The sequence below is a fragment of the Glutamicibacter sp. NPDC087673 genome, assembly GCF_044743255.1.
In the GTDB taxonomy this organism is placed as follows: domain Bacteria; phylum Actinomycetota; class Actinomycetes; order Actinomycetales; family Micrococcaceae; genus Glutamicibacter.
Genome location: NZ_JBIUWB010000010.1, coordinates 15,879 through 30,456, shown reverse-complemented (window position 1 = coordinate 30,456; position 14,578 = coordinate 15,879). Strand labels below are relative to the sequence as shown.

Below are 14,578 nucleotides of genomic sequence, written 5' to 3'. Positions count from 1 at the left end.
ATCCTGAAAACCAAGGCTTCCGATGGCAATGAGAGCTGCACAAAAAATGAGCCAATTCCGCGGTCCTCGGCGCGGAGAAGCATCTCTGTGCTGGAAGCTTCTTGGCACTGGCAGGCCGTTAGACAATCTGGCCCTGCCGCTACTTTTCCGAGTACGAGGATTGTCGTAGTGCTTGCCGAGCATTTATCGTTCCCCAACTGATGAAAGGCGTGGGGAAGAAAGTCGCTTACGAAAGGAGACGCAACCAGAGGGCAACATAAGTCAAGCGCTTGACGATAAACCTCTGCTTATACATCCAGGACCCCACACCTGAATTTATGTATCGACTTCAAGCTATCAGGATTCAGCGAATACTAAGGTATTAAGTCAGTAACATTTCTTAATGAACTTTTGACATGCACATAGGGCAATTTTGATACTCTGATATACTAAATATGGTCATGCCATTAATGCTTTGCATAGTTTTTAATTGACATTAAAGTTACTTGCCGCAGATTCGCCTGCGGTGGGATATCTCGCAAGGAATTTTTTCGCCCATAAGTTTCAAGTCAATGGCACGGTTCACGATTGAGCCGGCATCCTCCCGAAGATAGCGAACTCAGCATGAGAGTCACCGAAGAACTTACTGAAACGACTCCCAGCAAAGGTGAAGCCGCAACCGTGGGAATCCAAGAGAACACCCACTAGTTCACGGCAGCCACCAAAGCTGCGGCCCCGGACCAAATCGTATGACGGGTCAGCAAACAGGCCATGTAGCGCAGTACGGGGCCTAGGTGAACTGACGCACGATGACCAGCTAGTGATGTGTCGATTGGAAGGGAGAAATGCGTACTCGGGCTAAGTGTTGATCTCGTAGGCAAACAAGAAAAGATCCCGGAACCAATCGAGTCCAGCACTGCTGCTCCACTACTTGAGATCACTGGTGTCCGACAGGTGAGTGCAGTAGTCGTTCATGACGCATGGCTGAATCCATGGACTGTTTTCCTGGTCGTGATCGAGAGATGTCGCGACACATCTGATGAGAGGTCCAGCCCAACGAGCACCGACAGCTCTATTGCGGGGGATTTTTAATGAATTGATACTAGATCTGCAAGGGGTTCACCAAGCCTAAACATCGAGTGGTATTCGTGTTTATGCTTCTTCCGGCTACGCGTTTAGAGGCGGCGGCATGCTTGTTTGGCACGTGCGTCCAAACCCAAACTGGATAGTTCGGATTCTGCTTCTGCTTTATCGCGCAAAGGCTGGGCCGCCCCGTTGCTTCTTCCTGCTTGGATGGCGACGCACTCCAATATCTGCTAGATCATCGCCACCCAAACGCTGAGTATGCCCCCAAGTTCATGCTCTATTACGAGTTTATGTAGGGTATTTTTCCTACGCTGTTTCGAGAAACACATAGCGATAGTGAGCTGAGTCACACCATATTTGGTAAAAAAACCGTATTAATTACAGCGATGCCAAGTGATATAGAGCACGTACTATTGTGACTTGTTTATCAGCCTCAGGAGTTAATCCTCATATGGAAGTGTGTGCCATGCCGCAACCTCTGATCAAAAAAGCTTGTCAAAAGCTGATATAATCAACGGCCAATTGTTCCAGCGGCATAAGAATGATCGGCGTTGAGGCGGGTAAGCTGCCCGTTCTCTGCTACATGCTGGACGAGAGCCTCAAAGCGGCTATTCCATCGTCTATCGAGTTCGCGTTGCCGACGGTCGATATGCCAGCCGGAACGTCTTGCAAGAGCATGATCCTGGCGACGGGCAACTGACCATACTGGAACTCCTTACCCCGAACGTCAACACTTCTATCCCGTGACATAGAAGCCGATAACCTCCGTTATGTAAAGTTAAGGCTGTTGTATTGTCAGAACATGCGAACTCACGGGCCCCATGCTGGTTCGCTGATGTGTCTGGGTAATAAGAGGCCGGAAAGCTGCGCAAGGGGCACCCATCACCAGTGAAATTGCGGCCACTCGCATGGCTAGGGGCACCGTTGCAATAGTTATTTTTGAAGGGGTCCCGCCTTCATGGAGCAGGTGTGAGCAGTAGGCGTGTCAGCTGCGCAACTTGTTTAGGGCTTGATTGCATGAGCTTAGGGTGTCTCCGACATAGTCGATGGTTGAGCCCGGGCAGCTAAGCGGAACTCGTCTTTGATCTTCAGGGTCAAGGCCACGAGCAACCTGAGGAGCTGGAAGTAGGACTGCCTATGCGTACTTATATCGCCGGGATCGGCGTTAGTCCCATGCGCGTACTTATTTCGCAGGTCTGGGCCATCGCTGAACTCGCTCTTGTTCAAGAAATAGTTGAAGTAACTAGCTTCAGGTCTTGTCAACAGCGTCGAACTAAATTCGAGCCACCCCTTTTGCATCAGTACGAGCGCCGCCGAAGCTTCATCCGTACCATAGTGACCGTAAGCTGCGGCTTCGCGGTTGTTGATGTCACTTAGCACTAGAACCTGCACTGGCTGAGCAAATTCCAGCAGATCAGAATCGACGGCAACCAAACCCTCGTCGATCAACCAATCGATAGATTCCTTCTGATGAGGGCGGACCGACTCGTAAGAAACTTCGTTCTCTGTTATCAGCTCGACGAAGTTCGAGGCTTTGAGTTCACTGCTTATGTAGGTCATTCCAGACTGATCACTAAAAAGCAGATGCATAGCCCGATCACAATTATGATTGCTTCCCCGGTGCAAATATTTGCGCTCCGTAAAGCTTGGGATCGCAGCCCACGGCCGAGGCGTGGAGGTCATTTGTAAAAGTTCAGGATCCAGGACACCTTCATCGCAATATAAGCTGAACTGTCTTGCAATACTCTCCATCTCTGCGGAAATATGCCGACATCGCTCAAGGAACGAGCTGCTAGGACTAGACGCCGCGAAGTAGAAGTTAGCCGCACCGAACTTATCAACCAAATACTCTCGGAAGAACCATGCCACGGAATCTTCTACTTCGATGCTGTACTGACGTAGGAAATCCGAGTAAAACTGAGTCCCGTTAAGGGTGAGCGCATCAACATAGTTGAACGCGCTCCCTCGGGGGTATGCGTCTCTTCCTGAGATTAACAGTGTGCGGAGCGCTCCCAGCTGACCTTTGAAGGATGGCATTGTGAGCAGTCCTCGTTCAAGGAAGCCCACCACCGAAGCGAAATTTAGAAGTATTCGCTCCGGATCCATGGAAGATAACAGATATTTTTCACTGAACGATCGGACGTAGCTCACGCTGTTCTCGTCACGCTCAACGCGGTCGATCACTGGTTTTCGTTGTTCCGGATCCAGCCTAAGTCCGTGATACGTATTCGTTGTTTTGGTCCTCTTTGCGGCAAGGAGCTCCTCGATAAGGTCTTTATGACGCTTCTTCGCTTCCAACCGTATTTTCGGAGTTAAACCAAAACTATCGTTGTCATTGCTCTCCGCAATCGCTTGAACATAATTGAGATGCGGAGAAGCACTTCCGATGTAAGCGCTCAAGAGCTGCTGCATGTCCTCTCCGCTCAGGCTTGCGGGAAGATGGTATAAAGGATTCGAATCTTTGACCAGCCTCATGCGGACCAGTAGCTCTCCGTTTTGGGCATCGGAGAGCATCACCTCTCGAAGTTTTCGGTCATTCCGGTTCACGAATTGACGATCTGCAAGCATGACCTCCAGAGGTAGTGCAGCATCTGACAGGGCTTCGAATAGCATTTGGCCGCCAACCCTTTTAGCAACTCCATGCCTTTCGATGAGGCGGAGCAGGTCGTCGGCATACTGAAAGTCCATCTTGTTCAAATGCTCTTTAAGGTTCGACGCTTCAATAGTTGAGAAGAAAGAGGCGACCCGTCGTCGCGACTCACGCGCCGACAGAGCTAACTCTGTATGGTCTTGCGCAGTCAGGAAATTCGGGAAAATGTTGTTCTTTTCAAATTCAAGCGCATTATGGAGTTCGAGAGCATCGTTAAGCGAAAGGAGCTTTCGCCCCGAGGAATAACTCTGGACTAGAGCGACTGCCTTCTCCGCAAGCCACCCATTGGCTAAATCCCGTACGCCATAGAACTTTAACCTCACGAGTGAATCCACATCTTCCATCCGCTAATTGTACTCAACATGTGAGGAAAAAGTTGTTGTGGAACCGTCATTCCAACTATGCCAGCAGATGATTGCTGGAAGAGTCACATCGCGATAAATGGCAAAAGATAAATGCAGCAAAACAAAAATTCGCGTCTCACTATCGATCGTTTTAGGTCTACATGGGCATGCGATCCAATGAGTTACCTACCATGTCCTTAAACACTCAAGCGTCCCCTGATGACTGCGGGATGCTTCAGTAGGAAAAGACTGATTTTCAGTTATAAACAAGACCAGACGATGCGGCAGCATCCTGGCGCAGCCGCAGTTGACACAATGAAAGCCGCGCCATCCACGGTAGTGAGATAACTAGCGCGCTGGACTCACCACGTCGGCATAGACCGTGCGGCGAGCCACGTCTTTCAACTACCAGGAACGAAAAGCTGTTTGGTGATTTCACTGGCCGCCGCTCCCGAGGCTGACGTCATCCCAGCCGTCAAAACACCCCGCAAAGTCGCTAGTGCCCCTTTAAGGCTCTTCTGGTCCGGCTCTTCTTTAATCACTTCTTGCAGAATGACCGATCCTGCATCCCGACCAATTTCCTGGTCATCCGGACCGAAATAATCCGCGGATTCCAGCAGGTCCAACGCACCCTGGACCGCAGCAACCAGCTCGGTGAAGGCGGCAGGAACTTCCTCATGCTGCACCACACGCCCTCCCTGGGTGGCAATCGCCACCCGTGAGCCGGAAGCAACAATGGCATGATCTCCGTAGATCACCGTGCCCGAGTGCCCTCCTGGAGGGTTACTCTGGGGTGCTGAGGTGCTGAATGTTGCCTTGATATGGCTCATATCGGCTCGCATGCGTCCACCGGCCCGGTTCACTTCCACGTCGGTGATATAAACGCGCTGCACTCCACCGCGCGGATCGGGAATCTCCAACCGGTCGCCCTCATAGACCGGCACATCAACATCAAAGAAGGCCGCCTTGGACTGCACCTGGGCTTCTAGTTCAGTACGCTCCTCTGTGCCCTGATCCGACTGATGAATGACCGTCACCATCTCGGTGCCGAAATTATTCCTGACCCAGGCGATGAATCCGTGCCCGCTTCCTGGAAGAGGTCCCATCTCACTCCTACTTGCGCTATGAAATCCGGTTGATTTCACTTTCGCTCAGCATGACACACCCCGCCGACACTTCTTATAAGGGTTCCGTTCCCGCCACAAGGCCACGCCCCACGATTCGCCCCCGGTGGTGATTGGCACCTGCCCGGCGGTTTCCGCCGCGTGCTCAGCCAGTAGCAACCCTTCACGGGTCACCGCATCGGATGATTATCAACCACCGTATAGAAAACCTTCGTCCCGCTCGGGACGAGTCGTTACCAATCTAGACATGCGCAATCTGGCCCGGTGCTGGCCGGCCTGGATTGGAGATGCCGTCCCAGCCATCGAAAAACCGGCCACGCCAAGAGCTGCGGCGGAAAAAACACGGGTCGAACACACATCTCAAAAACATTCGTTTATGACACACCATCCTGCCTTCTGAGCTGAAAATCCCTGACAGCTGAAAACTCAATAGTTTTTCAAGCGCGTTTAGTCGCAATACCCAGTGTCACAAACTATGCGTCGAAACGGTGACCACGCCACGAGTATTGATACATTTAGAGCAATGGGACACCTCCTCGGATACGCCAGAGTCTCCACCGGCGACCAAGACGCGCAACTTCAACATGATGCACTGACTAATGCCGGCTGCTATCGAATCTTTACCGACACTGCCTCCGGCGCACTTGAATCACGCCCAGAGCTCGATAAGCTCCTGGACCAGATTCGCCCCGGTGACACTCTCGTAGTCTGGCGCCTGGACCGACTCGGGCGCTCCATCCGTCACCTGATCAACCACATGGACGCGTTGCAGCGACAAGGAATAGAGTTCAAATCCCTGCAGGAGAATATCGACACCAGTTCTTCCGGTGGCCGGCTCGTATTCAACATCTTTGCTTCCTTGGCAGAGTTTGAACGCGACCTCATCCGAGAACGAACCAATGCCGGCTTAGCCGCGGCCCGTGCCCGTGGCCGTACCGGAGGCCGCCCCTCTTCCCTCTCCCCCGACAAACTGCGCACCGCGAAGAGACTCTACGAACAGCGTGACATGACTGCGGCACAAATCGGTGAGGTGCTCGGTGTTAGTCGCAGTACTGTTTACCGAGCATTGCGAAGAGACGGTCGGGAAGGCTCGCTGTAGCTGTACAAATCCCTCTTTGCGGGAGCTAAACGCTGTTTTCCTGGCTACGCTGGAATCCCTGCTGGTGATTGACCATGCTCAGTGGCCGGTAGTCTGGACATGCTGATTAATGAATTAGCCTATTCACGCTGGACCAATGTACGGCAGGCCGCACCGCCAATTTCTACAAGGGCTTAGTAACGACCAGGGAGAGGAAAAATGACCTCATCATTTCTAGAAATTGACGTTGTTTCGACCCTTGAGCTGAAGTATTTCGCGGGTCTCATCGGGGGTAGCTACTTCGAAGTTTAAAGCCTCAAGGATAGTCCGAATCCTTTCGACCTGCTGAGCATTAGAGGCCGCGAGCTGACCGGGGCCAATCCACAGTGAATCTTCGAGACCAACCCTGATATGGGAACCCATAGCTGCGCCAATAGTGGCTAATGGCATCTGATTCCTGCCGGCACCCAGAATGGACCACTGGTAGGCATCGCCGAAGAGCCGTTCGGCGGTACGACGCATGTGCATGAGATCTTCCGGATGTGCACCGATACCACCAAGCAGCCCAAACACGGACTGAATGAAGAGCGGTCCGTGGGCCAATCCGCGACCGTGGAAATGGGCAAGGTTGTTCAGATGCGAGATGTCATAACATTCGAACTCGAAGCGCGTGTTGTTAGCGTTGCCGATTTCCAAGATCCGTTGGATATCCGCGAAGGTGTTCTTGAAGACCAGGTCACGGGAATTTTCCAGACCAGCACGTTCCCACTCATGTTCGAATTCCTGGAAGCGGTCAAGCATTGGATATAGCCCAAAGTTCATTGATCCCATGTTCAGTGAGGCGAGTTCTGGCTGGAACTCGATCACTGGGCGCATGCGCTCTTCCACACTCATATGAGGGGATCCACCGGTGGTGATATTTATGACCGCATCAGTGTTAGCCTTGATCTTTTCCAGGATGGGCTCAAAGTGTTTGGGATCTTGCGAGGGGCTCCCGTCCTTGGGATCTCGGGCGTGCATATGCACGATTGAGGCACCGGCTTCGGCAGCACCGATTGCTGCCTCTGCAATCTCCTCCGCGGTTACTGGCAAATGTGGGGACATGGAGGGGGTGTGAATTGCGCCGGTGACGGCGGAGGTGATTATGACTTTGCGCGGTTTTGCCATGATTTGGGGATTCCTTAGTAGAGTTTCTCGGTATTGCCGTCAACAGCCATTGCTTGGCCGTTGACGCTGCGTGCCAGCGAGCTGGCTAGGAAGACAGCCATGTCTGCGATGTCGCCAGGCTCCACTAATCGGTTCAGTGAAGCTTGTCGGTGATAGAGATCGGACACTTCATCCACGGGACGGCCGAGCATGGCTGCTTTCGACTCAATCACTGATTGAATACGCGGTCCGTTGACAGCGCCGGGACAGATGGCATTGACTCTGATGCGTTCTTCGCCCAGTTCGATGGCCAGGGTCTTGGTCAATCCGATGACTGCCCATTTGGATGCTGAGTAAGGACTGCGTCCTGCCATGCCCAATCGTCCGGCGGCCGAAGATAGATTGATGATGGAAGCATCGGATGATTCGCGCAGCAAAGGTAACAGATGCTTGATGCAGTGGAACTGGCCGTGTACGTTGACCTCGAAGGTTGACTTCCACTCCGCGGTGTCGAGAGTGTCGATGGGCCCGGTGGGACCTGCGATCCCTGCGTTGTTGACTAAAACATCCAGCCCGCCGAACTCGCGGCGGATTATTGTCGCCAGTTCGATGACTTGAGTTTCATCGGATACATCGCTGAGTAGCGCGCTAAAGCCGGCTTCGGTGGCTGTTCTCACCGCTGCGGGATTGATGTCCGTGACGAAGACCCGAGCGCCAAGATCTTTAAAGGCGTCTGCGATGGCCATTCCGATGCCCGCAGCGCCGGCTGTGACCAGGACCGTGCGTCCGGTGAAATCAAGTTTGCTGTTTTCCATGATGTTGTCTTTCCTCTCGCGGGTGGTACTAGTTAGCTGCCAAGCATGGCGGCGTGGGATCCTCGCTGCCGTTCTTGTGCTTTCGCATTGTCAGCTGGCTGTAACCGGATCTTTCTTACTCGACGTCCGCTTATCGCTTCTCGCAAAAAGCTGCAGGGCAACGCCAAACAAAGCACATGCTGCCAAGGCCAGGAAACAGATAATATAGCCGCTACGCTGTTCCCAGCCGCCGCCTGCGCTGATGAGCGCGCCCATGAATACTGGAGCGATGCCGCCACCGATGAACATCGCTGTAGTGATCACACCGTTGGCCGTTGACGTAGCGCCCATAGGCGCTGCATCTGATGCGGCAGCATAGTAGATGGGCCAGACTGCGTTGGCTACGAGGCCGAAAGCTAGCTGGATAACAACGATCAACATAGAGCTTGTCGCAAAATAAAATGCAGCTACGGAAATCGTCATCCACACGCCACAGATAATAATGGTGATCTTTCTGCCGATAACATCCGAAAGCGTCGGCCAGATAATCTGACCGAGAATTCCCGTGATCGTGAAGACCACGCTCAGCCCTGCTGACGCAGCTAGAGACAGGCCCAACACATTGAATAGGTAAGCCGGAAGCACGACGTTGATACCCATGTAGACGATCTGAGTCAGTAATGTCGTTCCTGCAGTGAGAGTAATGTTGCGTTGCTGCAGGGTCTTCTTCAGGAGTCCTTTGGGTTGAGTTGCTTCGTCGTTCACATCTGGCGTGGTGAGCCCCTGGCTACGAATGTCCGCATAAAGGGTTGCAATCTTGTCAGGAGTTGAGTACTTGCCCCAGAAAATCATCAAAGGCACTGCGATGATCAGAGCAAAGAAGAATGCATAGGACCAGCTGTCGGGACCGAACAAGCTAATGATGGCCGCGGCCATCAAACCTGAGAGCAGCGAACCGATCGGGTAGCCAGTGTGGTGAATGCCGAGTGCAAATCCGCGCCGTTCTTTAGGCCACCATTCGGAAGTATTACTGACACCGACTGGCTCGCCCCAGCCTGCACCTAAGTTGACACCAACCCGAAGCGCAACGAAAGCGACGATGTTATGGCTGATGAACTTAAATCCGGAGAGGAAGGATAGTGCTGTATAGCCGATAACTAGTGGGAGTTGGAATCGAGCCCGCTTCCAGCCTCCGCCGTGTTTGTCACTCATCGCTGAGCCGGGAATAGCCATGACGGCAAGAACCAACATGATCAATGAAGCAATGGCTCCCCATGCTTCGGGCGACAAATTGAAGGTCTCAGAAATTGTTGGGCCTAGACGCAAGATGATTTCTCGGTCATAGGCATTAAGGATCCAGATAAGCCAACAGACAAAAAGTGATATCCAAGAATATTTATGAATGGATTTCATCGAGAGAGATGGTTTTTTCGTAGACACGAGATTTCCTTCTGTCTAGGCGCCAAAGCGCGGTTCAGGGAGTCCCAGAACATCGAGACCAGTAATTGCGAAGAGAGCGCCTCGTTGTTGTCCGTCTTCGGGAAAGCGAGGAAGAGGCGGCTTCGCCATGGATGTGACGAAAAGTATGTCCATGTTGGGCCCACCGAAGGCAAGACTGGTTACTTTGAGTACGGGTGTCTTGATGATTCGGTCTACTGTTCCGTCGGGTGCGTAACGGATGATTTTGCCGCCATAAACCAATGCTTGCCAGAGGTACCCTTCGGAGTCGACAGTTGCACCGTCTGCAGCGCCTCCGCCGCTTGTGTCTACCTTGGCAAATGTCCGGCGGTTACTCGCTTTACCGCTGACCGTGTCGTAGTCGTAGGCCCAGATTTCGCCCGTCCAAGTGTCCGCAAAATACAGAGTCTCCCCATCGGGGCTGAAACACGGTCCGTTGGAAACTACGATGTCTTTGTCGAGTACCTGTAGTTGGCCATTCGGTGAGTAGCTGTACAGGCTACCGCTTGCGCTCTCTTCAAGTGTGTCCATAGACCCGAAAAGGAACCGCCCCTGGCGGTCGACCTTTCCGTCGTTAAGACGGTTGGAATGCAAATCTGGTTCGGGGTTGATAATCAGCTCACGGTCGCCGGTGCTGACATCAATTCGATACAAGCCGCTTTGCAGCGCAGCTATGAATGTGCTGCCATCATGCCCTATGGCCATCGAACCAATAGGTTCGCGCATGTCCCATGCCCGAAGCTCACGGCCGTCATATGTGGATCTGAAGATCCGGCCGTCTGCACTGTCGATCCAATGTAAGCGTTGTGACTCCGCATCCCAGACGGGCCCTTCGCCCAACGTGGTTTTAATATCGAGAAGCACGTCAATGTGCGGCGAACTAGGCATAGTTGTAGTGTCCTTCGAAGTAGAAAAGATCAAAAGCAGACGAGATATAAGCGGAAATTTGTTAGCGTTGCGGCTGGGGGCACCCGCAGGTCCGCCCCACATGAATTTGGTGTTTGCACACCGTGTGCGCGTAAGTGCTTCGAGGATGAGTGATTTGGTCTAGTAACAATTCGAACGAGCGCTCGGCCATCTCCTTGACTGGCTGGACAATCGTAGTCAGCCCGATCAGCAGAGAACGGCTGTGAGGTAAGCCGTCGCTGCCGACTACCGCCACATCCTCAGGAATGCGAAGCCCTAAAGTCAAGGCATGCTCCATTACGCCGATGGCAATTTCATCGGAACCGCAAACGATAGCGCGTGGCGGGTTTGGCGATCCTAGAAGTTTTTCTGCGGCCACACGGCCCCCGTCGGAGTTCAGTCTGGTACTGATCTTGCGTTCTCCGCTGATGGAAACCCCGGCTGCGATGGCTGTACGGATAAATGCTTGCTCGCGGGTTATCGAGGCGGTGGAAAAACGTGGACCAATTACTGTCGCGATCTCCCGGTATCCGTGGTTCAGAATGTGGCTCATAAGTTCTGTGGCTGCCGCATCGTCATCGATGCCCACGAAGTCACCGGGAAGGTGTTCGGTACGTCTTGAAAGGCATACGTATGGGATGCGTTTTTGACGCAGAGTTCGCAGTGCTCTCGTGTCCTCACGCCAAGCAGCTGCGATGATGACGCCATCGACGTTGCGTGCCGCCAACGTACTGGCAACCTGTGCCAGAGATTCAGGATCGTCCTGTGTCGTGGCTACAAAAACTTCGAAGCCTTCGGCTGCTGTGGCGTTGATAATGTGTTGCGCCCAGCCGGTATACATCTGATTGACGATGTTCGGGAGGATTAGGCCCACCACGCGGGTCAGGAGTGGATCGTTCCCCACTCCGTTGCTCGCAGGGCGAAAACCCATTTCGTTGGCTATTTTTACCACGTGCCGACGGGTCTCAGCGGATGCGCCTGGTCGTCCATTCATGATGTAGCTGACGGTGGCCGCTGAAACACCTGCCGCTCTAGCAACTGCGGCGGCTGAGACTCGCGAGGGGCGCTCTCTTGAGGTACTGACAATATCAGTAGTCATTGACGCCTCCTTTGAGTCTCAGTTCCTATGTAGCCAAATTGCTAGCATGTGATCACCATTACAGTTGATGATTTAGTGTTAAGCAACCGTAAGTTAATTTTCGGATTTAGTCTCGAGAGTCATTTTCTATTCGTTGATTTGGACAGTAAAAGCAGATTACGGTTACTTAAGTTCAAATGAGTTGCAATGTGCAGGAGATGTGGCCGGGTGCACTTGGTTACAAAGGGATACAGGGTTCCATCCCGAAATTGGAAGGACATACTGAACTGCAGAGATTCCAGGGCCGTATATGTGGGCTCACGGCTGTTTGCCCCTGGTGTAAGTCTTCAGGGATGTAATCTGCCCCTCTTCAGAAATTGCGAAAACAGGCCTCACGTTCCGTTCGCAAGGGATCCCCTGGTGCTATTACTGAAAGATGACGTGCGACTCTCGCCCATAGCCCGACGATGCGAAATCTTCGTGTCGGCCATTCCGCTTTTGCGAGTTTTCTCCTCGCGCCAAGATCGACACCAGGATGTCGTTAGCGCGAATTTCCGTGCCGCTGCCCCTTAGCGCGCTCTCTCTGTCAGCGACACATGCTGGTGATCTAGGGCTTTCTCCTCTGCCTAAAGCGCTGAGGAGAGGAAACAAATGGAATCTTTAAAAAATTGAGCCGTGTCGCAGATATCTTAATGATGTCGCTATCTCGTATTGTGGAGCTATGAGCTCACCACGACGACCTAGAGGGTCCGTAAACGACCCCATCGCTTTGGGCTGGAAAGTACAGCGCGAGAATAAAGAGTTCTTTACCGACCTAGCAGCTAAGGCTGGGCTGTCAGGCGCAGCTATGTTCGATCTCATGATCGAAAATATCGAACTTGATAAGCGAGGCCTACCTTCCTGGGCACCGCAAAAGGATGACGAAGGAAAACTGCCTATCGACAAGCCTTAAACAGAAAAGCCCGCGCAATGCGCGGGACTGAAATTCTGAATCCGATCTGACGTTCTCGCCAAAGTTCCCAGATCGTGATTTACCACGAAGCTTCCGGTTACCACACCGGACGCTCCCCTTCCTTTACCCTCCTAAGAGAAAAGGACTTATGTGTCTATAGTAGCGCCTCCACGCGCCCAATCAAGCACCAGCACCAAAGAAACGCCGCAAAACACCGCGATCCACACCACAAAACCACGCTGGTGCACCCGCCCCGCCGACGGCCGGATCGCCGCAATCCTCGCCCACACCGCCAAAGGACACCGCCCGTTTACCAAGGCAGAAACCCCCGAAGGATTCACTGCCAAGGGGAAAAGCCAGTTCAACGCGGCTAAAGAAGCCCTCGCCACCAAACACGCTCACACCCCCGCACCCCTGCACATCAAGCGTGTCTCACGCGCCCAGGAAACCTCCCCCCGCGCCATTAACTGGGCCATCCCGACCGGGAGCAAGAAAATCGACCACACCGCCCAAGCATGGCGTGCCACACGCTCCCTGGACGAACTGCTATGCCGCCGCGCGGACTGCAAACGAAACATCCTCGCCGTGCTCTGGGTCCTCCTTCGCTACACCGACCACAAAAGCATGACAGTACGCATCACCTGGGACACCATCGCCACCAAAGCCCGGGTCAGCCGCGCAACCGTAGGCAACGCCCTCAAATTCCTGCGCACCCACGGCATCCTCGGCATCGTCGCATCAGGCCGCAGCGCACAATACGCCGCCAAAGCCGGCCAACCAGCCACCAACGAAGCCCCCGTCTACGTCATCTGCCGCCCCATCGGCCTCGGACTACGCCCCCAGGACGCCGAAGACACCACCGCCACCCGGCCAACCCCCAACCGCACGGCCTGTGGAAATAACTTAGAACCCCTCCCCGTAGGGGGGTTAACCACTTACGAAGTAAGTTCCTACACGCGCACGCGCGAAAAAAACACTCACAATGAGCCGCTACGCGGCACTGAAAAACTTTTTAGGCACGGCTCCGCCGCGCAAACTCACCACAGCGATCATCGACCAGTCGAACTATGGCCAGCTCACAGAACGATCAGCTCTAGAGGACAGGGGCTATCGGCTACCGCTGAAATCTCACGTCGGATGCCAGATCTCGCCCGTTTTTCCAAGAAAAACGTGCTCAACATGTTCAAACCCTTCTTCTCCAACGGATGGACAATCTCAGACATCCAACACGCCCTCGAATGGCGCACCACACCAGGCCTGCACGGCAAGGAAGCCTGGGGAGCACTACCCCAGCACAACCGTGAAACTCAGTCCTACATCGACTACTGCCGGATCTTGCGCGCAGCGATCCTGCACCGCATGAACCAATGGCGCACCGCCACCGGAGAAATCATGCTCAGCAGATCCCAGCGAGCAGCAGCCGCCAGCAGCCACGCGCGCGCCGCCGCACGCGCCGCAGCCGAACGCCGCGCCCAGCAAGCCGCGCAGCGCCCGCAACTGCGCAGCACCGCTTCCCGAGGCGCCGCAGCCGCACGCGCCGCCCTGGCCGCCGCACGCCGAACCGGGGCATGTTCCTAGCCTCCTGCCCACATGGGCACGACAAAAGCTCAACCACAAGCGGCTTTTCTCGCACACATGATGGACAGCAGGAACCAAACGACCGACCGCACACAAGCCACACGTTTAGTACTCGAGTTAGCACACGACACGCGAGCATGACATGTGCACGAATCTCTGACCAGGCACCACCCACCAGAACACAGCGAAACCCAAACTGTCCGACGATACACCTAGACTTGCCATAGGCCCGAAGGAGAAGCAATGACCCCCTACGCAGCAGACGAAGCCGCCCTGAAAATGCGCGAGCAACGCCCCTCTTTTTCGCAGCACCGCTAATCCCCGCCCTGCTGATCCTCGGCGTGATCATCTCAGGATCACTCACAGTACTTTTCGGAATCGCACTAGCAGCAGTAACCATGGCTG

The 14,578-nt window shown here is 53.8% G+C and carries 10 protein-coding genes and 1 pseudogene; 4 read left to right on the top strand and 7 right to left on the bottom strand.

From position 1 onward, the window contains the following. Window positions 1–822 precede the first annotated feature (822 nt). Window positions 823–963: pseudogene (locus ACIOTL_RS17330) on the top strand (IS110 family transposase); the annotation flags it as partial. A 1,125-nt stretch (window positions 964–2,088) separates the two neighbouring features. On the opposite strand, the gene ACIOTL_RS17325 reads toward ACIOTL_RS17330, so the two are convergent. Then, entirely contained in the window at window positions 2,089–4,059 is a 1,971-nt protein-coding gene (locus tag ACIOTL_RS17325) for a hypothetical protein (protein WP_400344045.1), read from the bottom strand. 401 nt (window positions 4,060–4,460) lie between these two features. Continuing rightward, window positions 4,461–5,165 carry a hypothetical protein gene (locus ACIOTL_RS17320; RefSeq protein ID WP_400344042.1) on the bottom strand — a complete coding sequence of 235 codons (705 nt, stop codon included), beginning with the start codon at window positions 5,163–5,165 and terminating at the stop codon, window positions 4,461–4,463. Between the two features lie 541 nt (window positions 5,166–5,706). Here ACIOTL_RS17320 and ACIOTL_RS17315 point away from each other — a divergent pair. Beyond that, the gene (locus ACIOTL_RS17315; protein WP_400344040.1) at window positions 5,707–6,282 is read left to right on the top strand and encodes a recombinase family protein; all 576 of its coding nucleotides are present in this window, start codon (window positions 5,707–5,709) and stop codon (window positions 6,280–6,282) included. Between the two features lie 213 nt (window positions 6,283–6,495). Here ACIOTL_RS17315 and ACIOTL_RS17310 read toward each other — a convergent pair whose 3' ends face one another. The 5 genes from ACIOTL_RS17310 to ACIOTL_RS17290 form a co-directional block, all read right to left on the bottom strand. After that, window positions 6,496–7,428, bottom strand: a complete 933-nt coding sequence (locus ACIOTL_RS17310; RefSeq protein ID WP_400344038.1) for a 3-keto-5-aminohexanoate cleavage protein — start codon at window positions 7,426–7,428, stop codon at window positions 6,496–6,498. 14 nt (window positions 7,429–7,442) lie between these two features. Beyond that, the gene (locus ACIOTL_RS17305) at window positions 7,443–8,222 is read right to left on the bottom strand and encodes an SDR family oxidoreductase (RefSeq protein ID WP_400344036.1); all 780 of its coding nucleotides are present in this window, start codon (window positions 8,220–8,222) and stop codon (window positions 7,443–7,445) included. A gap of 90 nt (window positions 8,223–8,312) precedes the next feature. Next, on the bottom strand, window positions 8,313–9,641 hold the full coding sequence (locus ACIOTL_RS17300) for an MFS transporter (protein ID WP_400344035.1): 1,329 nt from the start codon (window positions 9,639–9,641) through the stop codon (window positions 8,313–8,315). 15 nt (window positions 9,642–9,656) lie between these two features. Continuing rightward, on the bottom strand, window positions 9,657–10,547 hold the full coding sequence (locus tag ACIOTL_RS17295; RefSeq protein WP_400344033.1) for an SMP-30/gluconolactonase/LRE family protein: 891 nt from the start codon (window positions 10,545–10,547) through the stop codon (window positions 9,657–9,659). Between the two features lie 61 nt (window positions 10,548–10,608). Continuing rightward, window positions 10,609–11,664, bottom strand: a complete 1,056-nt coding sequence (locus ACIOTL_RS17290; protein ID WP_400344031.1) for a LacI family DNA-binding transcriptional regulator — start codon at window positions 11,662–11,664, stop codon at window positions 10,609–10,611. Between the two features lie 700 nt (window positions 11,665–12,364). Here ACIOTL_RS17290 and ACIOTL_RS17285 point away from each other — a divergent pair. Both ACIOTL_RS17285 and ACIOTL_RS17280 read left to right on the top strand, forming a co-directional pair. After that, complete coding sequence (locus ACIOTL_RS17285) at window positions 12,365–12,595, top strand: hypothetical protein (RefSeq protein WP_400344029.1); 231 nt, start codon at window positions 12,365–12,367, stop codon at window positions 12,593–12,595. Between the two features lie 150 nt (window positions 12,596–12,745). Continuing rightward, window positions 12,746–14,173 (top strand): hypothetical protein, encoded by a 1,428-nt coding sequence (locus ACIOTL_RS17280; protein WP_400344027.1) that lies wholly within the window; start codon window positions 12,746–12,748, stop codon window positions 14,171–14,173. Window positions 14,174–14,578 lie beyond the last annotated feature (405 nt).

What these genes read in the sequence shown, in the direction of transcription:
- ACIOTL_RS17295 (WP_400344033.1), bottom strand. Translation starts at nt 10,547, where the DNA reads ATGCCTAGTTCGCCGCACATTGACGTGCTTCTCGATATTAAAACCACG.
- ACIOTL_RS17325 (WP_400344045.1), bottom strand. Translation starts at nt 4,059, where the DNA reads ATGGAAGATGTGGATTCACTCGTGAGGTTAAAGTTCTATGGCGTACGG.
- ACIOTL_RS17285 (WP_400344029.1), top strand. Translation starts at nt 12,365, where the DNA reads ATGAGCTCACCACGACGACCTAGAGGGTCCGTAAACGACCCCATCGCT.
- ACIOTL_RS17305 (WP_400344036.1), bottom strand. Translation starts at nt 8,222, where the DNA reads ATGGAAAACAGCAAACTTGATTTCACCGGACGCACGGTCCTGGTCACA.
- ACIOTL_RS17315 (WP_400344040.1), top strand. Translation starts at nt 5,707, where the DNA reads ATGGGACACCTCCTCGGATACGCCAGAGTCTCCACCGGCGACCAAGAC.
- ACIOTL_RS17290 (WP_400344031.1), bottom strand. Translation starts at nt 11,664, where the DNA reads ATGACTACTGATATTGTCAGTACCTCAAGAGAGCGCCCCTCGCGAGTC.
- ACIOTL_RS17320 (WP_400344042.1), bottom strand. Translation starts at nt 5,165, where the DNA reads ATGGGACCTCTTCCAGGAAGCGGGCACGGATTCATCGCCTGGGTCAGG.
- ACIOTL_RS17310 (WP_400344038.1), bottom strand. Translation starts at nt 7,428, where the DNA reads ATGGCAAAACCGCGCAAAGTCATAATCACCTCCGCCGTCACCGGCGCA.